The following is a 19,277-nucleotide window of genomic DNA, read 5'->3' as shown; positions in this document are numbered from 1 at the left end:
CATCCGCCGCCAGTTCGCTGCGACCGCTGCTGACCAGTTTGTCCCGGGCCAGCGACAGTTTGCCCAAGTGTTGGGATGCAGTGAGCAGAGGCGTCAGATAGGTTGCGTTATCGCTGGCGTACTGACTGAGCTGATCGAGGCTGGCACCGAGTTCGCGTTCGGCCTGCAACAATAGCGCTTGCGGGTCGCCCGCGAGTTTGCCGGCGGCCAGCAGGTCGGTTTTGCTGAACTCATCGAGGTTCGTCAGGCTGGGGCGCAAGGTGTCGGCCAATGCCGGCGGCAACTCCCCGAGCTCCTTTTGCAATGCGTCGATGGCCTGGCTGGCGCTGCTCAGGCGCAAGGCATCACCGCTGGCGAGGTAATCCTCAACGTTGCGCGCCACTTCATTCTGAAATTGTTGGGACAATCCCAGATAGCGCTCCATCAATAGATAGGGGCGTTCCAGGGCTTTTTGCGACCACCAGAGCGTAGCGCCGAGGGCCACGCACACGGCGACTAAAAGGAGGGTGTTGAGATTGGTCAGCAGCTTCAGGCGCATCGCGGGTCTACCAACGGCAGAATGGTAAGCGTCTGAAGTTATTGCGTTTCTGTTACAGGGTTATGACCGATTGGGTCGATTCCGATGAAAAGGTGGCACTTTGCTGTGACGCCCGCGCCGCCTGCACGCGATTGCGCCCGGCATGCTTGGCACGGTACAGCGCCTCGTCCGCCTGGCTGGCCATCATCAGGCCGTCGGAATCTGCACCCAGCTCGACCACCCCGGCGCTGAAGGTGCACCAGAGATCCTTCGGCTGCGCGGGGTAATGAATTTCCGCAAAGCGCTGACGGATTTCATCGAGGACGTTGTAGGCCGCTTCGATATCGGTGTCGGGCATGACGATGGCGAACTCTTCGCCGCCGTAACGGCCAATGAAGTCAGTCTTGCGCAGGCGTTGCTTGAGAAACAGCGCCAGGCTCTTGATCACGCGATCGCCCATGGGGTGGCCGTGACCGTCGTTGACCCGTTTGAAATGGTCGATGTCGAGCATCGCGAAGCTCAATGGCTTGCTCTCGCGACGGGCGCGGAACGAGCAGTCTTCGAGCAATTGCAGAATGTGCGTGTGGTTGTACAACCCAGTGAGGCTGTCGCGAACCATGCGCGCTTTGAGATTGCGAGCCCGCGCAGCGCGGTTGCGCACGGTGGTGATCAGGTGGCGCGGCTTGATCGGTTTGGTCAGGAAGTCGTCGCCGCCCTCGCTCATGGCGTCGAGCTGCTTGTCCAGATCGTCTTCGGCGGACAGGTAAATGATCGGCACGCTGACATAGCGGTCGTTGTGGCGAATCACCTTGGCCAGTTCAGTGCCGGTGCAGGTCGGCATGTACATGTCGAGGATGATCAGGTCGGGCTGGAAGTCCGCCAGTTCAGCCATGGCCTGGATCGGCTCGATCAAGGTCCGCGTGACGATCCCGGCGCTATTGAGCAGGCGCTCGGTGTGCAAGGCCTGGGCGCGGGAGTCGTCGATGATCAGTACTTTATAAGGTTCGTATTGCGCAACGCAGGTCAGGACCTCGATCTTTTCCAGCAGGCTCGAGGCTTCCAGTGTGCCGGTCAGGAATTCCTGGCCGCCGGCACGCACTGCCGCGAGGCGGGTCGGTGTGTCGGTTTCGAGCAGGCTGAAGAACAGCAGCGGCAGCGGTTCATCCAGACCGACCTGGGCTTCGGCAGCCAGTTTCAGGCCGATGCCGGGACCGCTGAAGTCCACATCCATGACGATTGCGGCAGGCAAGCGTTCGACCATTGACGAGCGAAAGGCCGCCACGCTGTCGAGGGATTGGGCGCTGAGCCCAAAGAATTCAAGCTGCTTGGCCAGGCGCTCGGCACGGTCGTGATCTTGCAGCATCACGTAGATCGGCTTGCGCAGCGGCGGCAGAAAGGTTTGTTCGAGTTGATCGCCATGGCGCAGGCCGGTGCGCGACAAGCGCTGCATCAGGCGATTGAGGTCAGTGATCAAGCCGCTGCTCAAGCGTCCGCGATTGGCATCGACGGCTTCCAGCGACTGACCGATGTGGCGCGCCAGCTGGATGTGTTCCGGTTGTTCGAAACGCTCGGCGAAACGCAGCAGGCGCAGGTTGGCCTCGCTCAGTTCCGATAGATCGGTGGTGGACCACTCACTGCGTTGCAGGCGCTGCCAGATCTCAAGAATTTGACGTGCCTGATGAATTACCCGCTGGGCAAAGTGGTGCTTGAGGCGCTCACGGCTGGGGTCTTCTGGCTCGGTCATATCCTGACTACTAGTTAGGGTGCATGCTGAGATCGACTGGTGGCTCTATGCTAGCACCTCTTTTCGTTTGGATGAGTGTCGTACGTCAATAATCTGCAAAGCGACGTCATTCAGTTTCTGACTGGCGGGTCTGAAAATGCCGGCAGGTTATTTGGAAAGGCCCGTGGGGCGGGTATATCAGGGGTTTTTTGTGTTTTTGTGCGAAGCGTCCGTAGGCTCAGCGAGAGATATTTGTCAGGGAGTTCTGGTTTTTAGCTTGCTGGATTCGAGCCGGCTTTTCGGCGTGTAGGGTGTCAGGGAAACCCTTAGATGCCATCCGCGAATCATGACCCAGTGTTTCAAAGACCAACCCAGCGATCAGCAGCGCCTCAACCACAACAGCACACCTGTCGCTGAATGTGAATGCAAAGAGGAGCTGCTTTACGGCAGCAAGTCGCTCATTACCGACGTGCCAATTCTGACTTGCGCCTGCCTATGGCGACACTACCAGCGCGAGGCGGAAGAGATTGTCGCGCCCGATGGTGTACTGATTGCCGACCCGGTAGAGCGCAACCGCGTGATCAACGCAGCCTACGCTCGCCTGTGGCTGCACGATTCAAGGTTTCAGTGGGCCGGGCTGGCGGCATTTGCCTCCAAGCAGGTCGGCTGCGGATTACTGCATGCGGCGGACAGTATCGACCTCATTCGCAAGGAGTACGAGGCGCGGCAGCGTGTGCGCGATAGCCGCAGCGAGTTCGGGTTGCTGACGCCGGACAAGATGGCCGAGCAGGCGGATGAGTTGCGTGGCTATAAGGAAGCGGATGCGCGTAATCCTGTGCCCTCGGTGGATTTCCGTTCAACGGGTGAGGAGCTGTCGCTGGTGCAGCAGCAGTTCCGGCATGTGCACGACATGATGGCGCTGGGGAATACCACGCTGTTTCTGGATGTTTTTCCGTTGCATGAGTTTTATGCGAAACGTGGGTTCCGAGAGTTGAAAAAGTGTTTGGGAGCACGTGCGGGAATATTTGGGCATCCGAAGTTTCCGGTGCTGTGGCCAGTGGGGAAGGAAAAGCTCGAATTCGGGCTGGATTACCCCGAGGCTTTGCTGGGTTTTGAGGCAATAGAGGACGGAGATATTGTCGCAAGTGTTAAGCATTTGGCGTGGCATGAGCAGAAGAATATCCTCCAGCCAACGATTTACCAGGACCGCCAACTGGTGTCTTTGTTGCGTGCCAATCACGCCTCCTACGTCACGGGGTTTCCTTCAGGCGTTGCCCAGGCGATTGAGTTGACCCTTACCAGCCAGTGCCAGCGTATCGGGGACGGGCGCACCATCGATTTTGGCGGCAGCCCGTTGGCGGACTTGTCCGACATCAAGCAGCGAATGGCATTCGTGCTGCAGGCCGCCGCACGTTTTGACCAGATGCTCGGTGACCACAACCGTTATGCATTGGAGCAGTCGATCAACGAGATCGCAGCAAGCGGTAGTAGTCAATGACTCTTCGATCACATTGGTTCGGCTGGCGCTGCGGCGCCTATCTTCTTGTCCTGGCTGGCCTGACGTGGGCCGTCATACACCGCCTGACGCAACCTCTCTGGGATGAACCCGAAATCGTCGTGGAAATGGGGGGGACGTATGAAAACCTGCTCAGAAACTCTTCAGCTCCCTTTAGTCCGGAGATCCGTGACCGCATCTGGTTCGGCATTCCCATGACCGACGCACGATTGCGATTTGTTGATCCACAGTTCGGATTCACCACGCCGGCGGCGCGCTTTTTCACTGTCAATTTTGACGACTATGTCATTTCCGGTATCCGCATGTCCCCGCAGGTCGAACCGCTGCTGATCGATGATGCCCTCAACGTAGTTCTCGATCTGCAAGACCAATGGCGCGAAAAAGGCTGGGTGGCAAAGGGGCTACGAAACAATCCCACGATCGCGGATACCCCTGAGTGGCGCGAATGGCTTCGCAAAGGAATTCTTTCCGGACGGTCCTATTGGCTGGCGGGGGATAAGTATCAGGCCATGCTGATATTGGGACGTTTCGAGGATTACCGAAATCCTGCAGAAGAGCGCTACCTCATCACTCTCGCACTCGCCAAACCCTGGACGCCCTTCGACGAAATCGAAGACATGTACGACGAACCCAGTCACTTCCCCGCCCCACAACCCAAATAAAAAAGGAGCCCCACCATGCCAACCCCCGCCTTCATGACCCTGCGCGGCGAACGACAGGGCCTGATCAGCGAAGGTGCCTTCACCGAGGCGTCGGTGGGTAACACCTTCCAGAAGGGACGTGAGGACCAGATCATGATCCAGGCCCTGAGCCACGGCATTTTCGTGCCGAAAGGGTCGGGTGCAGGTCGTCGGATGCACAAGCCTCTGATCATCACCAAGACCATCGACAAAGCGACACCGCTGATCAACAACGCTTTATGTTCGGGAGAGTTACTCAAAGAGTGTCGCGTCGAGTGGTATCGCACCTCGGCTCAGGGAACTCAGGAGCATTTCTACACGATGGAGCTGGAAGACGCGGTCATCATCGGTGCAGAGGTGCTCATGCCCCATTGCCAGGATCCCGGCACTGCGCATCTCACTCAGTTGGAGACGGTCCACTTCAGTTACCGGCGAATTAATTGGCGGCATGAAATCAGCCGAACCATGGGTTCCGATGAGTGGAACACCGAGGTGCAGGGATGAGGTTGGTCAATGACATTCATCTGTCCGAATGGGAGCATCAACATGCCTGGCCCACTGAGAAGGCGCGGGAGCTTGTTCACCAGGCCCTGCTGGATCGGCAACCCATTGATGGCCTGGACCAGTTGCGCGCCGGCCTGTCGATCGATCTCGACACCGAGGTGCTTGACCAGATCGAGCGGGGAGAATGGCGATTGGTCAGGCCTGAAGCCGACTACGCTGACTGGAAAATGCCCGATCGCACCTTTGATCCTGCGATCATGGAGCTGATGCAAAATCCGCCCGCCCAGGCCACAAGATCGCCAAGGCTCTTTCGCCTCCTGGACAGCGTAACCGGTGAGCCGCTGGCGCAGCGTCACTATATCGCGACGGTGGATGGGGACACGGCGCCGCGCAGAACTGACGGAAAGGGCATCGCGCATCTTTTTCTATCGGCGGAGGTTCAGCCAATCTCAATGAAGGTCACTGGCGTTTAACACGGGCAGGGCGGCTCGGGTTCATGGACACGGTTTTCACCGCTACCTGACGGTAATTTACCCGGATAACCTGACGACGGGTGCCGGGCAAAGGCACGTTGTTGTATGGTTGTGGTCGAACCGATGAACTCAAGTGATTGAAAGGATATCGCCATGCTGGACTGGAAGAACCGCGCGGGCAGCGCGCCTGAACGTGCCGCTGAACCGAAATCGGCCACCCGCAGTTACATCGGCGGCCTGTTGTTCAGCCGGGCGCTGGCCACGTTGATCGGCCTCTACCTGATTGTGGCCATCGCGCTTGGCTGGTACTGGAGCCAGGAGCCGGCACTGTTCCCGGTTCAACAGAATGCTCAGGTAGCTGCCGAGAAAGAAGGCAAGCAGATGGTCATCGGCTACACCACGGTGGAAACCCTCAAGACCGTCGCCGACACCTTGCTGACCAAACCGGGCGGCTACATTTCCAACGACCGATTCCCGCCGGGCCTGTGGATGGATAACACGCCAAGCTGGGAATACGGCGTGCTGGTCCAGGTCCGTGACCTGACGCGTGCCTTGCGTAAAGACTTTGCCCGCTCGCAATCGCAGTCGGCCGAAGATTCCGATCTGGCGAAAGCCGAGCCGCGTTTCAACTTCGACAATAAAAGCTGGGTGCTGCCGTCCAGTGAGTCCGAGTACCTGGAAGGCATCAATTCCCTGAGCCGCTATCAGGCACGCCTGTCCGACCCCTTGCAGAAAAATGCACTGTTTTATGCTCGCGCCGACAACCTGAACAACTGGCTGGGCGATGTGGGCACCCGCTTGGGGTCGCTGTCGCAACGTTTGTCGGCCAGCGTTGGCCGGGTCAAACTGAACACTGCGTTGAAAACCGAAGTGGTCGTTCCGGGTCAAGTGCCACAGGTGGACGAAGAAGTTGTCGAAACCCCGTGGATGCAGATCGACAACGTGTTCTACGAAGCTCGCGGTCAGGCCTGGGCGCTGTCCCACCTGCTGCGTGCCATCGAGGTCGACTTCGCCGATGTGCTGGCGAAGAAGAACGCGACGGTCAGCGTGCGTCAGATCATTCGTGAGCTGGAAGCCTCGCAAGAGCCGGTCTGGAGCCCGATGATCCTTAACGGCAGTGGCTTCGGCGTGCTGGCCAACCACTCGCTGGTCATGGCCAACTACATCTCCCGCGCCAACGCAGCGGTGATCGATCTCCGTCAACTGCTCAATCAGGGCTGAGTCATGGTCGATAGCGCCAAAGAGGCCGCCCATCGCGCGGCCTCGGATGCCGAACAGATCGCCTGGGTCGACGAGCAGGACAACCTGCTCGGCGCTCTGGTCCGTTCCGACCTGCGTGAACGCGGGCTGATCGGCCGCGGCACGTACATCATGCTGTTCAATTCCGCCGGTGAACTCTGTGTGCATCGGCGCACCTTGAGCAAGGCGATTTATCCCGGTTATTGGGACGTGGCGGCAGGCGGGATGGTGCTGGCCACCGAAACCTACGCCGAATCGGCCGCCCGTGAACTGGAAGAGGAACTGGGCGTGAGCGGCGTAGAACTGACCGCCCATGACCATTTTTTCTTCGAAGACACCGGTAATCGCCTCTGGTGTTCGGCGTTTTCCGCGGTGTGGGACGGCCCGTTGATCCTGCAACCGGAGGAAGTGCTCGAAGCGCGCTTTATTCCCATCGAACAGGTCATGCTGGAAATCCAGCAAAAGCCTTACTGCCCGGACTCTTTGGCCGCCTTGAAGCGCTATCTGCGGGCCCGTGGGGAAGACGTCGCAAAAGAGGCATAAATTGGCGCCGATTGGCTCTTAGCAATCGGCGTTTTTGCCGTTACACTGCGCGACCTTTTCAAACTGAACCGGCATGGCCTGTTGTAGGGGCTGCCGCAGGCTGCGATCTTTTGATTTTGCTTTTGAGTCGACATCAAAAGATCGCAGCCTCGTTGCACTCGACAGCTCCTACACGTGATTATTCAGGTTCAGTAGCGCTGCCCCTGCCTGAGTGGGGCTTCGCGGTCGATGGCACTTGCCCAAGTGCCGCGACCAGTCTTTGTCCTCCCAAGAGGATTGCCGGTGGCCAAAAAAGCCGCATCCTTCGCCGCCCTTGGTGGCCTGGTATTTTCCACCGACGCAGGTCGTCATTGCCCGGATTGCAGTAAACCGGTGGATGCCTGCATCTGCAAACAGACCGTTATCCCGGCCGGCGACGGCATCGCTCGCGTGCGTCGCGAAAGCAAGGGGCGTGGCGGCAAGACGGTGACCACCATCACCGGCGTGCCGCTGGCCGAAGACGCGCTCAAGGACCTGGCCACCACGTTGAAGAAACGCTGTGGCACCGGTGGAGCGTTGAAAGACGGAATCATTGAAATCCAGGGCGATCATGTCGAGCTGCTGTTGGGCGAGCTGATCAAACTCGGTTTCAAGGCGAAGAAGTCCGGCGGCTAGCAGCCTCTGTGAAAACCACCCCCGGCTTGATCCGGGCCTGATTCAACCCGGGTCCGGCGTCGCCTACATGGTTTTCACAGAGCCTGTTCTGACCGGTTTCTAAACTCACTGCGGTCAACGAGGTCTATCCCCTCGTTGACGAACCGTCATTTTCATCCTTTAGACTGCGCCGGCCTGAACTCAGGCGACGCTCTATGACTTCTTTATAGGGGACTTCAATGTCCGTACGACGCACACGCAAAGACGATGGCAGCCAATGGACAGTTGCGGACAGCCGCAGTGTTTACGGGATTCGCCATTGGGGGGCCGGGTATTTCGCGATCAATGACGCCGGTCGCGTCGAGGTTCGTCCAAACGGTCCGGCCAGTTCGCCTATCGACCTGTTCGAACAAGTCGACCAGCTGCGCAAGAGCGGCCTGTCCTTGCCGTTGCTGGTACGTTTCCCGGACATTCTGCAAGACCGCGTGCGTCAGCTGACCGGCGCGTTCGACGCCAACATCGAGCGCCTGGAATACCAGAGCAAATACACCGCGCTTTACCCGATCAAGGTCAACCAGCAAGAAGCGGTGATCGAAAACATCATCGCCACCCAGAACGTGTCCATCGGCCTGGAAGCCGGCTCCAAGCCTGAGCTGCTGGCCGTGCTGGCACTGGCGCCGAAGGGCGGCACCATCGTGTGCAACGGATACAAGGACCGCGAGTTCATCCGTCTGGCGCTGATGGGCCAGAAACTTGGCCACAACGTGTTCATCGTGATCGAGAAAGAATCCGAAGTCGGCCTTGTGATCGAAGAAGCCGCTTCCCTGAAGGTCAAGCCTCAGGTCGGTCTGCGCGTACGTCTGTCGTCCCTGGCCTCGAGCAAATGGGCGGACACCGGCGGTGAGAAATCCAAGTTCGGCCTGTCTGCGGCGCAACTGCTGTCGGTGGTCGAGCGTTTCCGCGCGGCCGGTCTGGACCAGGGCATTCGCCTGCTGCACTTCCACATGGGTTCGCAGATCGCCAACCTGGCGGACTACCAGCATGGCTTCAAGGAAGCGATTCGTTACTACGGCGAGCTGCGCAACCTCGGCCTGCCGGTTGATCACATCGACGTCGGTGGCGGTCTGGGCGTCGACTACGACGGCACGCACTCGCGCAACGCCAGCTCGATCAACTACGACATGGACGATTACGCCGGTGTCGTGGTCGGGATGCTCAAGGAATTCTGCGACGCGCAGAGTTTGCCGCACCCGAACATCTTCTCCGAAAGCGGCCGTTCCCTGACCGCTCACCACGCCATGCTGGTGGTGCAGGTCACCGACGTCGAGAAACACAACGACGACGTGCCGCAGATCGAAAACAAGGAAACGCTGCCGGAAACCGTGCAGTGGCTGGTTGACCTGCTCGGCCCGACCGACATCGAAATGGTCACCGAAACCTACTGGCGCGCCACGCACTACATGAGCGACGTGGCCACCCAGTACGCCGATGGCAAGCTGACCCTGGCTGAAAAAGCCCTGGCCGAGCAATGCTACTTCGCGGTCTGCCGTCGCCTGCACAACTCGTTGAAAGCGCGTCAGCGTTCCCACCGTCAGGTGCTCGACGAACTCAACGACAAGCTGGCCGACAAGTACATCTGCAACTTCTCGGTGTTCCAGAGCCTGCCGGACACCTGGGCCATTGGCCAGGTCCTGCCGATCCTGCCGCTGCACCGTCTCGACGAAGAACCGCTGCGTCGCGCCGTATTGCAGGATCTGACCTGCGACTCCGACGGCAAGATCAAGCAATACGTCGACGAGCAGAGCATCGAAACCAGCCTGCCGGTGCACGCACTGAACGAAGGTGAAGACTACTTGCTGGGCATCTTCCTGGTTGGCGCCTATCAGGAAATTCTGGGCGACATGCACAACCTGTTCGGTGACACCGACTCGGTGAACATCTACCAGAATGCCGACGGCAGCGTGTACCACGCGGGTATCGAAACCCACGACACCATCGAAGACATGCTGCGCTACGTGCATTTGTCGCCGGAAGAACTGATGACTCACTACCGCGACAAGTGCGCCAGTGCGCGCATCACCGCCGCCGAACGTACCCAGTTCCTCGACGCATTGCGCCTGGGCCTGACCCGTTCGTCTTACCTGTCTTCTTGAGGTAAGTCGCCGCGCTCATCAGGTTGTCTGAAAATGTTCCGCTCATTGCGGAAATTTCAGATGACCTGGTGCGACGGTTCTCTTTTTTTCCGCGAAATTGCCCACACTCCCGGCTATCCAAGCCATATGGTCTTCTTTTCGCGTAGGCCATTTCCTAAGTTGTACTTCGGCACTCTACTCAGCCATGGCTCTCGGCGAGAATCCCCGGCCGCCCCTCCTGTAGAGAATCGCCGATGTTCGATCCAGTCAACGAGCCTTCATTTCGTCTGGACGTAGCCGGTCTGCCCGACCCTTTCGAAGTCCTGGCCTTTACCGGTAGAGAAGCGATCAGCGAGCCCTTTGTGTTCGACGTGGACCTGCTGATCGATGACCCGACGCTCGATCTTGCGAGCTTGCTGTACCGCCCGGCCGTTTTACATTTCGGGCCCGAGGGCAGCACATTGCATGGACTGTTGCATGAACTCGTCCAGCGTGACCATGGCTCGACGGTCAGGCTTTGCCATGTGCGTCTGGGGCCCAGGCTGGCTTGCCTTTCCCAGCGTTTCAGTCGGCGCATTTTCAGCAATGTCTCGGTGCCGGAGATTCTCGGCCAGGTGCTCAAGGAGCACGGCATCACGGGCAAGGATCGACGCTTCGAACTGAGTGGCGATTACCCGCCCCGTGATTTCTGCACGCAGTATCGAGAGTCGGATTTGCAGTTTCTCCAGCGCCTGTGCGCCCAGGAATGCCTGCATTACCACTTCGAGCACCATGCGCGGGGGCACTGCGTGGTGTTTGGTGATGGTCGCGGCCGTTTCCAGCTCGGCGCGTGTGCGCAGTATCAGGTCGATGGCGAGCCACCGGCGGTGCGGCAGTTTCAGCTTCAGGCGGGCCAGCGTACTGCGCCAGGTGCCGAAGGTCGGACCGACTTGCCGACGTTGCGCAGTGGTCAGTTGATGCCGTTGTCCGGTCACCCGGTCGCCGACTGGAATCAGCTATGGCTGCTGACCCATGTCGAACATCAGGGCAGTCAGGATCCACTGGCCCCCTACAGCAATCAGATCCGTGCGATTCATGGGGAGGCCTTCTTCGTCCCGCCCACTTGCCTGGTGAAACCGCGGATGCACAGCCTGCAACGAGCCTGGGTGGTCGATGTCGATGAACCTCGGCCGGACCCCTCCCGACCGGTGGCTGTGCAGTTTGACTGGCTCTATCAGGGCGAAGGCGCGACCCCCAGCCATTGTTGGCTACCGTTGGCCGCTGAGCTGGAAGATCCGAGCGTCTGGCCATTGAGCGAGGGTACAGAGGTGGTGGTGAGCTTCATCGAGGGCGATCCGGATCAGCCGTTGATCTGCGGATTTTTGCCTACGCTGTCGACAGTCGAAGATGCCGAGGTGGCCGGCCCGACAGAAAACAGCTCGCTCGAGGAAGGGTTGCTGGAACTCCTGCGCTCGGGCGAGCCTTTGGTGCTGTTGTGTCTGTTGCCCGGCGGCGGCAGTTTCAGCCACTGCGTGCAGGCGTTGTGTACCTGTCGGGCGGCGACGGGGTTTGGCCAGAGCGGTGCGGCATGATCGGCGCGACCCCGCAATGGCTGTTGCTGGATGCACCGAGTGCGCCTCAGTCGAGGGGATTGCTGCAACAGGCATTCGCGCAGGCCCGATGGTTCTGGTTATTCGAGGACACGGAATTGCATGCGTTGCGCAAGGACGGACCGATCCTGATCGACCTTCGGAGCTGCCCGGTACTGGCGGAATCGTGCTACAGCCAAACACAGGTCTGGCGTGGTTTGCTGGTGGTCAGCGAAGCGTCGTCGTCACAGTTGCTGGAACATTTGCGGCGCATGCTCACCGTCACCATCGGGCTGCATCACCGGGCCTTGTTGAGTTATTACAATCCCAACACGGCCAGTTACTTTTTCGATGCCTGCGATGCCCTGGAACTGAGTCGCTGGCTGGGCCCGATCAGTCAGTTGCATTGGTTCGGCGGGACCTGGGCAGACCGCGCAATCGGCAGCCAGGGCTGGCAGCAGTTGCTCAATCCAGAGCTCGCCGTCAGCCCGTTGGCGGTCGAGGAAAGCCTCAGTGCTCGTCAGCGGGAAAAGCTGCAGACCTGCCTGCTGGAGCAGCATGCCTGGCACTGGAGCCAATCCACCGGAACCGATTACCACCGCTTGTGGGCTCATGTGCAGGAAGGGCTGATGCTGGGCTTCAGCGAACGGCCGGTACTCGATGGCTGGTTATGGCTGCGCTTGCAGAACCCCCGGGCTTTGCTGGTACAGCCGTTGTCGGGGCTCACGCAGCAGGAGCGTCTCGATAGCCTGCGCAAACGCTGGCAGAACGATCAGCCTCAGTGAGCCCTGCCCGCGAACCAGCCATCGTTGCTGCGCAGCGCCCAGGCGATTGCGCCGAGGGTCGCACTGCGCAGCACCATGAACAGCAGGAAGGTTATCCACAGTCCGTGGTTGCCCAGACTTTGCAACGCCCAGCCAAACGGCAGTAGCAGAATCACGGTCAACAGCATGCCGTTGCGCATTTCACGGGCGCGGGTCGCGCCGATGAACAGCCCGTCGAGCAAGTAGCTCCAGACCGCGATCAAGGGCAGGGCGGCGAGGTAGGGCAGGTAGATGAACGCCGTGTCGCGCACGCTCTGAATGTCGGTCTGCATCTCGATGAACAAGTGTCCGGCGAACAGGAACAGCACGGCAAACCCCAGGCTCGCCAGCAACGACCAGCCACAGGCAACGACCAGTGAGCGGCGCAGGGCATCACGGTCGCGAGCGCCAATCGCATGCCCGCACAAGGCTTCCACCGCGTGGGCCAGGCCATCGAGCGCATGGGCGGTCAGCAGCAATCCGTTGAGCAGCAAGGCGTTGGCAGCGACGGTGGCGTCGCCCAGACGTGCGCCTTGTACGGTGATCAGGAAAAACACCGATTGCAGCAACAGGCTGCGGATGAAGATGTCGCGGTTGACCGCCAGCAACGGTCGCCAACTCTGCCACAGCGCCAGTGCGGCCCAGGCGATGTGGCCGGGGTAGGCGCGCAAGGCTTTGCGGGTCATCAGCAGACCGATCAGCGCGCCGGTCCATTCGGCGATCACCGAGGCCCGGGCTGCGCCGACCACGCCCCATTCCAGACCGAGGACAAACCACAGGTTCAGCGCAATGTTGACCAGGTTGGTGCTCAGTAAAATCGCCAGCGGCGCACGGGCGTTTTGAGTGCCGAGGAACCAGCCGACCAGCGCATAACTGGCCAGTGCGGCCGGCAGGCCGAACAGTCGCGTGTGAAAGAATTCGCGGGTCAGTTGATCCAGCTCTGCCGAGGGTTGCATGAAGTGCAACGCGACTCCGCTCAACGGGATGCCCAGCGCGCCCAATGCAATGGCCAACGCCATGGCCAGCAACAGACCCTGCAACAGAATCTGCCGCAACGCCGCGCCATCCCCGCGTCCGGCGGCCTGGGCGGCAAAACCGGTGGAGCCCATGCGCAGAAAGCCCATGGCCCAGGCGAGAAAGGTATACAGGCTGGCCCCGACCGCGACGGCGCCCAGTTGATGGGCGTGAGGCAAGTGGCCGATGACCGCGCTGTCGACCAGCGCCACCAGCGGCACGGAAATGTTCGAGAGGATCATGGGCGCGGCGAGCGCCCAGACTCGGCGATGGGTCGGTCGGTCGCGCCAGTCGGCAATCAGGTTGGACATGCAGGCTCCTTGGAGAGCCGGCATTGTAGCGACACATTTGGACTCTGCGCCGATCCATTGTGGGAGCGGGCTTGCTCGCGAATCGTCGCACCGCCGCTTCCACATTTTATTGGGGGGGGCTCTAGTGAATAATCCAGCTCAACAACCACAACCCCAGCAGCAACCAGATGATCCCCATGAAGATCGACGCATTCATGAACGCCCGGATCGCCGACCACAACAGCATCAGCCCCAGGATCAACGCGATGATGCTGATGATCGACGTGTCCATGCCCAGCGCGCGGGACAACCCTTCGACAAAATTGCTGCCGGCATGGCTCAACAGGTTGAACAGGCCGCTGAGGGCGTCAACGATAAAGCGGATGACTGAACCGATTGCCTGGCCGAGCCATTCGAAAAAACTTTCTACCTGCATGTCGTTAACGTCCTGATGTAAGTTGGTTGAGCCTTGGGCCAGCAATCGCAGCGCCGAGTTCCCCGATACGGGGATCGTTTGAGTATGACGCAAGATGCTGTCCCGCTGATGAACCTTGTAGGAGCCGAGCTTGCTCGCGAAAACGGTGGTACATCCAACATAAATGTTGCCATTTTCACCGCCATCGCGAGCAAGCTCGATTCCAACAGGGGCTAACGCCCCTTGCCATCCCCGGCCATCCCCCCGAAGCTATACGCCTTCAGGAGAGCCCGATGAACCTTGTTGAACTGACCGAACGCCTGCACGCCATCCGTGACCGCAATGACTGGCGGCAATTTCACAGCCCGAAAAACCTGGCCATGGCCGCGAGCGTGGAAATGTCCGAGCTGGTGGAAATCTTCCAGTGGCTGAGCGAAGACCAGTCCCGCCAGTTGCCGGCGGACAAACTGGCCCATGCCGGGCAGGAAGTCGGCGACATCGTGCTCTATCTACTGCTGCTGTGCAGCGAGTTAGGGCTGGACATGAATGAAGTGGTGCGCAGCAAACTCGCGGACAGTGAACGGAGGTTCAGCTGATGAGCGACCGTCATTTCGATCAACTGGCGACCCGTTTCGCCGAAAAGATCTACGGCGGCGCCAAAGGCGCGATCCGTCTGGCGGTGCTGCAGGCCGACCTGGCCGAAACCCTGCCGGACCGCCCGCTGCGTGTGCTCGACATCGGCGCCGGCCTGGGCCATATGTCGTTGTGGCTGGCCCAGCGCGGTCATGACGTAACGCTGGCCGAGCCCGCCGAGCCGATGCTCGAAGGCGCCCGCCAGCGTTTTGCCGATGCCGGCCAGACGGCCACTTTCATTCAGGCACCGTGGCAGGATTTGCTCGGCCAGCTCACCGAACCCTACGATCTGGTGCTGTGCCACGCGGTGCTGGAATGGCTGGCGGAACCCCATGCGATCCTGCCGGTGCTGCATCAATTGACCAAGCCGGACGGCTGGTTGTCCCTGGCCTTCTACAACCGCGATGCGCTGATCTACCGCAACCTGCTCAAGGGCCACTTCCGCAAAATGCGCAAGAACGACATGGCCGGTGAAAAGCAGAGCCTGACCCCGCAGCAGCCGCTTGATCCGCGTGAATTGGCGGCGCAACTTGAAGGCCTGTGGCAGGTCGAAACCCAGAGCGGGGTGCGGGTTTTCCATGACTACATGCCGGTGGAATTCCAGGCCCGCGCCGAACTGGTGGACTTGCTGGAAATGGAGCTGGCCCACCGGCGTCACCCAAGCTTTGCCGGGCTTGGGCGCTACTTGCACTGGATCTGTCGGCCGATCTGATCGGAGCGTGAAATGAAAAGTCGTTCAGGGTTACTGGTGATCTGTCTGGGGTTGGCGGCCTGCCAGGGCACCAATCCGTACGTGGCAAGTTCCAAACCCTTGCCGCCGGCGCCGCCCGAGGCGGCCACCACCTTCGATCGCAGCGCCTACCCGGCTGCGCCGCGTGACTACGGTCGCTACCGCAGTTGGGCCTGGCTCGACGGGCACATGCCTGCGGGGTCGGCTTGGGCGGATTCGGCGCAAGTCGCCGAGGCCGTGAGCAATGCCCTCGATCAGCGAGGTTTGCGGCCGCTGCATGACAATCGCCCGGCGGACCTGTTCGTCAGCGCCAACCTGCATCTGGAAACCCGCTTGCGTCAGGTTCAGGACGACTATGGTTATTACGGCGGCGGTTATGGCGGGTACAACCGTTACGGCAGTGGTTATGGCGTGTACAACACCGTGCCGATCGTTCGGACGTATTCGGAACAGGTGGTCGTGGTGCGGGTGGACATGTTCGATGCTCAAACCGGCCAACCGGTCTGGAGTTCGAGCGCCGAAACCAGCAACAAAGGCAGCCAGAGTGCACGCGCCGATGCGATTCGGGAGGCTGTGGAAAAGGCCATGTCGGCGTATCCTCCCAGTTAGCTTCTGCAATAAGGAAGCGTTCCGCAGGTTCATGTCTTCACTCGGAGAATCATCATGTTCCGCCGTCTCGCTTTACTGGCAGTGGCCGCGCTCCTGACAGCCTGCGCCGCCAACCAGGTCAATCATGACTTCGACGCCAGCCGCGACTTCGCCGCGTATCGCAGCTGGAGCTGGAAAGACCCCGCCTTGCAATATCGCCCCGATGACCCACGGATCAAGAGCGATTTGACCGAACAGCGCATCCGCCAATCGGTGGCCGATCAGCTGGATCAGCGAGGCCTGCGCCCGGCCGCTGCGGGCAAGAACGGCGATGTGAACGTGCAAACCTACCTGATCGTCGAAGACCGCCAGCAACAAGTGACCACCAACTACGGCGGCGCTTGGGGCAACCCGTGGAATGGCTACTGGGGCGGGCCGATGTACAACGAAACCCGCAACATCAGCTACAAAGTGGCGATCATCCAGATCGACCTGCTCGACGGCAAGGACGGCAAACTGGTGTGGCGCGGCAGTGACGAACAAATCCTCAGCCGCTCGCCAAATCCGTCGGACCGCAGCACGGCGATACGCGAAACGGTCGGCCGAATCCTCGCCAACTACCCACCCAAATAAACACAGTTGACCCTTTCAGGAGCCGGCTTGCTGGCGATGGCGGTGCCAAATTCAACATAGATGTTGGGCGTTGAACCGTGATCGCCAGCAAGCCGGCTCCTACAGGGTTTCTTGTTGTCTGGGTTGGCGGATTTAAACCAATCGAATGATCTGATCGTCCACGACAATCGGCAACTCGATACAGAACCGCGCGCCCTCGCCCGAGTTGCTCACACGCAGTGTTCCATTCATTTTCTCGACGATGTCATGGCTCACTGACAACCCCAACCCGGTGCCCGCACCCACCGGTTTGGTGGTGAAAAATGGCTCGAAGATCCGTTCCAGCAACCGCGGATCGATACCGCCACCGTTGTCCTCGACCCACAGCCGCACCGAATGCTCGTCACGCTCGGCGTGCACCGAAATCCACGGTTTGAAATCGTGATCCGCTCCGCGCTTGCTCATCAATGCGTCCCGAGCGTTGACCATCAGGTTGATCAGCACCTGTTCCAGCTGATCGACATGACCGCGCACCTTAACCTCGAAACGGCTTTCGCCGACCCTGAGCTCGACGCCTGTGCCTCGCAAGCCTTCGGCCAGCAGCGACAGGGTGCCCTCGATGGCGTCAAACGGATTGAACGGATGCTGCTCGACCTCCGAGCGGCGGCCGAACACCCGCATGTGATCCACCACCCGCGCCGCACGCTGGACCTGGGTATCGATGCGGTTGAGTGTGTCGGTCAGGTAGTCGACCTGCACCTCACCGTTGTTCAAGCGCTTGAGCACACTGACGATCGCCATGCGCATCACGTTCAGCCGCTGGGTGATTTCATGGGCCAGGCCCGTGGCCATTTCGCCGAGGGTGGCCATTTTCGCGCTCTGGGCCAGTTGCTCCTCGGCGGCCAGTGTCGCGTCGGTCACGTCCAGCCACAGACCAAAGGCTTCGACCGGCAGGCCAAGGTCGTCGCGCACAAGCCTGGCCTCGTCAAGCAGCCAGTGGTAATCGCCGCGACTGTCGCGCAGCCGATAGCGCGCACGCACCGATCCTTCGCGGAGCAGTTGCCGGGTGCGCTCGAAATAGCGTTCGCGGTCCTCGGGATGAACCCGTTCCGCCAGCGCTCCGACGGTGCAATCGGCGAGGGTCCAGCCCAGCAGCTGCAACAGGCTGTCGCTGAAGAAAGTTGGCAGAAGCGCGCCTTCGACATAGCGCTGCACGTAGATCACCGCCGGTGAATGAGCGATCAGGTTGTTCAGTCGCGCATGGGCTGCCGCAGCGTCCTGTTGCTGGTTTTTGATGTCGCTGATGTCGAGCATGAAGCCCACCAAGCGCCGGTCTTTGCCGACGCCCATGGCCTGGCCTTGCAGGCGATACCAGGTCGGCGTCTCGGGGTGATGCAGGCGTACGCAGAGCAATAAAGGCGTGCCCTCATCCTGCAAGTCTTGCAGGCGACTGCTCAGCGCTTCGCGGTCGGCGGGGTGGATGTGCTCAAGCCAGTCGTGCAGGGACATGCGTGTGGCGGTCAGGTTCAGGGTGCTGGCCAGCGACCACGCCAACTGCACCTCGGCGCTGTCGCTGAACATCTCCCACCATCCGCTGCCGAGCAGGGTTTGCAACGACTCCAGTCGCTCCAGTTGCAGATGGTGCTGATGCTCGCGCAAGCGCTCCAGCAATGGCCCGGCGAGCGCGGCGGCGAGCTGCAGCCAATCACGCTCAGCGACGTCGGGTGCACGTTGCTGCGCCGGGTAAAAACCACAGAGCAACCACGCGACTACGCCTTGCGCATCGTGATAAGGCACTGCAAACCCTTCGGTACTGCCGAAGATGCTGTGCAGGCGCGGGTGCTCGCCATGGGTCAAATACTGAGGGGCGGAGCCGTTCAAACTGTCGAGCCCGGTGCCCAGGCGCTGACCGTTTTGCCACAGTCGGGGGGCGTCCAAGGCCGCGTAATGTTGGTGGATCTGCCAGCCGTCTTCCTGTTCATCCAGCAACGCCACGGCCAGACACGGAATCTGAAAACGCTGCGCCAGATGTTGCAGTTGCTCCACCAGTACTTCGGGGAGGCGTGACAGGCTGCACAGGCGCAACTGGTCGCCGATCCGGGTGGCGAGCAACTGGCATTGTTCGCGGCTGCGCGCTTGCCGACGCTCTTGCAACAAGTCGCCGATGTCCAGCAACTGCAACAGCCAGGCGTCGGCCATCGGCTGCACCCAGCCGCGCAGGTGCAGGGGTTGCCCGCTGAGGCTGTAAAAATCCAGGTCCAGACTTTGTCCTTGCCAGTCGGCCGGCGAGCCTGTGATGGCGAGGCTGCTGTGCGGCATCAGGAAGTCTTGTAGAAGCGGCGCCTGCGCGGCGGGATGCTGCTGGGCCAGGCCATGGCGCAGTGGGCCGGCCAGATGAATCACTCGGCCTTCGGCGTCCAGGTGCATCTGCAAACCGACGCCTGTCATGCTCAGGGCACTGGGGATTTCCGGTGGTGGCGGATGGCGGTTGAGCAGCCGCCCGAACAGCTTGTCACCGGAACTCAAGATTTCACGCTCGAACGGGCGGTGGCGTCGGTGGCGACATTGAAATTCAGTACGGCGGGAATCCTCGCCAGTTGCCGGCTCCGCTCCATGGTGGCTACGGCACTTTTTCGCTTGCGGGGGAGGTCTGTCTTCATGAGT

At 60.4% G+C, this 19,277-nt stretch carries 18 protein-coding genes; 14 read left to right on the top strand and 4 right to left on the bottom strand.

Going from position 1 to position 19,277, the window contains the following annotated elements; translation table 11 throughout:
* Window positions 1-590: 590 nt before the first annotated feature.
* The gene (gcbA, locus tag PMI01S_RS08395; protein ID WP_084319190.1) at window positions 591-2,261 is read right to left on the bottom strand and encodes a diguanylate cyclase GcbA; all 1,671 of its coding nucleotides are present in this window, start codon (window positions 2,259-2,261) and stop codon (window positions 591-593) included.
* Between the two features lie 325 nt (window positions 2,262-2,586).
* On the opposite strand from gcbA, the gene PMI01S_RS08390 reads away from it, so the two are divergent.
* The 10 genes from PMI01S_RS08390 (at window position 2,587) to PMI01S_RS08345 (ending at window position 12,313) form a co-directional block, all read left to right on the top strand.
* Window positions 2,587-3,738 carry a DUF2515 family protein gene (locus tag PMI01S_RS08390; RefSeq protein WP_084319188.1) on the top strand — a complete coding sequence of 384 codons (1,152 nt, stop codon included), beginning with the start codon at window positions 2,587-2,589 and terminating at the stop codon, window positions 3,736-3,738.
* Complete coding sequence (locus tag PMI01S_RS08385) at window positions 3,735-4,418, top strand: hypothetical protein (RefSeq protein WP_084319187.1); 684 nt, start codon at window positions 3,735-3,737, stop codon at window positions 4,416-4,418. Before PMI01S_RS08390 ends, PMI01S_RS08385 begins: the two co-directional genes overlap by 4 nt.
* A gap of 15 nt (window positions 4,419-4,433) precedes the next feature.
* Complete coding sequence (locus PMI01S_RS08380) at window positions 4,434-4,940, top strand: Hcp family type VI secretion system effector (RefSeq protein ID WP_084319186.1); 507 nt, start codon at window positions 4,434-4,436, stop codon at window positions 4,938-4,940.
* Entirely contained in the window at window positions 4,937-5,413 is a 477-nt protein-coding gene (locus PMI01S_RS08375; RefSeq protein WP_084319185.1) for a hypothetical protein, read from the top strand. Before PMI01S_RS08380 ends, PMI01S_RS08375 begins: the two co-directional genes overlap by 4 nt.
* A 153-nt stretch (window positions 5,414-5,566) precedes the next feature.
* Window positions 5,567-6,634: a DUF2333 family protein gene (locus tag PMI01S_RS08370; RefSeq protein WP_084319184.1), complete on the top strand. Its 1,068-nt coding sequence runs from the start codon at window positions 5,567-5,569 to the stop codon at window positions 6,632-6,634.
* Between the two features lie 3 nt (window positions 6,635-6,637).
* Complete coding sequence (locus PMI01S_RS08365) at window positions 6,638-7,195, top strand: NUDIX hydrolase (protein ID WP_084319180.1); 558 nt, start codon at window positions 6,638-6,640, stop codon at window positions 7,193-7,195.
* Between the two features lie 282 nt (window positions 7,196-7,477).
* Complete coding sequence (locus PMI01S_RS08360) at window positions 7,478-7,849, top strand: translation initiation factor Sui1 (protein WP_008031278.1); 372 nt, start codon at window positions 7,478-7,480, stop codon at window positions 7,847-7,849.
* A 218-nt stretch (window positions 7,850-8,067) separates the two neighbouring features.
* Window positions 8,068-9,981, top strand: a complete 1,914-nt coding sequence (gene speA / locus PMI01S_RS08355; protein ID WP_084319177.1) for an arginine decarboxylase — start codon at window positions 8,068-8,070, stop codon at window positions 9,979-9,981.
* A 233-nt stretch (window positions 9,982-10,214) separates the two neighbouring features.
* Window positions 10,215-11,531, top strand: coding sequence for a type VI secretion system Vgr family protein (locus PMI01S_RS08350; RefSeq protein WP_084319175.1), 1,317 nt, complete (start codon window positions 10,215-10,217; stop codon window positions 11,529-11,531).
* The gene (locus PMI01S_RS08345) at window positions 11,528-12,313 is read left to right on the top strand and encodes a DUF4123 domain-containing protein (RefSeq protein ID WP_084319173.1); all 786 of its coding nucleotides are present in this window, start codon (window positions 11,528-11,530) and stop codon (window positions 12,311-12,313) included. The genes PMI01S_RS08350 and PMI01S_RS08345 overlap by 4 nt, the downstream gene beginning before the upstream one ends.
* Here PMI01S_RS08345 and PMI01S_RS08340 read toward each other — a convergent pair.
* Together PMI01S_RS08340 and PMI01S_RS08335 are read right to left on the bottom strand one after the other, a co-directional pair.
* Window positions 12,307-13,656, bottom strand: coding sequence for an MATE family efflux transporter (locus PMI01S_RS08340; RefSeq protein WP_084319171.1), 1,350 nt, complete (start codon window positions 13,654-13,656; stop codon window positions 12,307-12,309). The genes PMI01S_RS08345 and PMI01S_RS08340 overlap by 7 nt on opposite strands.
* Before the next feature lie 121 nt (window positions 13,657-13,777).
* Window positions 13,778-14,071: a hypothetical protein gene (locus PMI01S_RS08335; RefSeq protein WP_084319164.1), complete on the bottom strand. Its 294-nt coding sequence runs from the start codon at window positions 14,069-14,071 to the stop codon at window positions 13,778-13,780.
* 272 nt (window positions 14,072-14,343) lie between these two features.
* Here PMI01S_RS08335 and PMI01S_RS08330 point away from each other — a divergent pair, with 272 nt between their 5' ends.
* The 4 genes from PMI01S_RS08330 to PMI01S_RS08315 are packed head-to-tail and all read left to right on the top strand — an operon-like array spanning window position 14,344 to window position 16,634.
* Entirely contained in the window at window positions 14,344-14,646 is a 303-nt protein-coding gene (locus PMI01S_RS08330; protein ID WP_017336358.1) for a MazG-like family protein, read from the top strand.
* Window positions 14,646-15,395 (top strand): methyltransferase domain-containing protein, encoded by a 750-nt coding sequence (locus PMI01S_RS08325; protein ID WP_084319162.1) that lies wholly within the window; start codon window positions 14,646-14,648, stop codon window positions 15,393-15,395. Before PMI01S_RS08330 ends, PMI01S_RS08325 begins: the two co-directional genes overlap by 1 nt.
* A gap of 12 nt (window positions 15,396-15,407) precedes the next feature.
* Window positions 15,408-16,022 (top strand): DUF4136 domain-containing protein, encoded by a 615-nt coding sequence (locus tag PMI01S_RS08320; protein WP_084319160.1) that lies wholly within the window; start codon window positions 15,408-15,410, stop codon window positions 16,020-16,022.
* A 54-nt stretch (window positions 16,023-16,076) separates the two neighbouring features.
* Window positions 16,077-16,634, top strand: coding sequence for a DUF4136 domain-containing protein (locus PMI01S_RS08315; RefSeq protein ID WP_084319158.1), 558 nt, complete (start codon window positions 16,077-16,079; stop codon window positions 16,632-16,634).
* Between the two features lie 132 nt (window positions 16,635-16,766).
* Here PMI01S_RS08315 and PMI01S_RS08310 read toward each other — a convergent pair whose 3' ends face one another.
* Complete coding sequence (locus PMI01S_RS08310; RefSeq protein WP_084319156.1) at window positions 16,767-19,139, bottom strand: ATP-binding protein; 2,373 nt, start codon at window positions 19,137-19,139, stop codon at window positions 16,767-16,769.
* Window positions 19,140-19,277: the final 138 nt, after the last annotated feature.

The sequence above is a fragment of the Pseudomonas migulae NBRC 103157 genome (genome assembly GCF_002091715.1).
GTDB classification, from domain to species: Bacteria; Pseudomonadota; Gammaproteobacteria; order Pseudomonadales; family Pseudomonadaceae; genus Aquipseudomonas; species Aquipseudomonas migulae_A.
The sequence above is the reverse complement of the archived record's forward strand: the minus strand, read 5'-3'. Positions and strand labels throughout refer to the sequence as shown.

What these genes read in the sequence shown, in the direction of transcription:
- PMI01S_RS08380 (WP_084319186.1), top strand. Translation starts at nt 4,434, where the DNA reads ATGCCAACCCCCGCCTTCATGACCCTGCGCGGCGAACGACAGGGCCTG.
- PMI01S_RS08335 (WP_084319164.1), bottom strand. Translation starts at nt 14,071, where the DNA reads ATGCAGGTAGAAAGTTTTTTCGAATGGCTCGGCCAGGCAATCGGTTCA.
- PMI01S_RS08345 (WP_084319173.1), top strand. Translation starts at nt 11,528, where the DNA reads ATGATCGGCGCGACCCCGCAATGGCTGTTGCTGGATGCACCGAGTGCG.
- PMI01S_RS08375 (WP_084319185.1), top strand. Translation starts at nt 4,937, where the DNA reads ATGAGGTTGGTCAATGACATTCATCTGTCCGAATGGGAGCATCAACAT.
- PMI01S_RS08340 (WP_084319171.1), bottom strand. Translation starts at nt 13,656, where the DNA reads ATGTCCAACCTGATTGCCGACTGGCGCGACCGACCGACCCATCGCCGA.
- PMI01S_RS08385 (WP_084319187.1), top strand. Translation starts at nt 3,735, where the DNA reads ATGACTCTTCGATCACATTGGTTCGGCTGGCGCTGCGGCGCCTATCTT.
- PMI01S_RS08390 (WP_084319188.1), top strand. Translation starts at nt 2,587, where the DNA reads ATGACCCAGTGTTTCAAAGACCAACCCAGCGATCAGCAGCGCCTCAAC.
- PMI01S_RS08315 (WP_084319158.1), top strand. Translation starts at nt 16,077, where the DNA reads ATGTTCCGCCGTCTCGCTTTACTGGCAGTGGCCGCGCTCCTGACAGCC.
- PMI01S_RS08330 (WP_017336358.1), top strand. Translation starts at nt 14,344, where the DNA reads ATGAACCTTGTTGAACTGACCGAACGCCTGCACGCCATCCGTGACCGC.
- PMI01S_RS08365 (WP_084319180.1), top strand. Translation starts at nt 6,638, where the DNA reads ATGGTCGATAGCGCCAAAGAGGCCGCCCATCGCGCGGCCTCGGATGCC.
- gcbA (WP_084319190.1), bottom strand. Translation starts at nt 2,261, where the DNA reads ATGACCGAGCCAGAAGACCCCAGCCGTGAGCGCCTCAAGCACCACTTT.
- PMI01S_RS08320 (WP_084319160.1), top strand. Translation starts at nt 15,408, where the DNA reads ATGAAAAGTCGTTCAGGGTTACTGGTGATCTGTCTGGGGTTGGCGGCC.
- PMI01S_RS08325 (WP_084319162.1), top strand. Translation starts at nt 14,646, where the DNA reads ATGAGCGACCGTCATTTCGATCAACTGGCGACCCGTTTCGCCGAAAAG.
- PMI01S_RS08350 (WP_084319175.1), top strand. Translation starts at nt 10,215, where the DNA reads ATGTTCGATCCAGTCAACGAGCCTTCATTTCGTCTGGACGTAGCCGGT.
- speA (WP_084319177.1), top strand. Translation starts at nt 8,068, where the DNA reads ATGTCCGTACGACGCACACGCAAAGACGATGGCAGCCAATGGACAGTT.
- PMI01S_RS08370 (WP_084319184.1), top strand. Translation starts at nt 5,567, where the DNA reads ATGCTGGACTGGAAGAACCGCGCGGGCAGCGCGCCTGAACGTGCCGCT.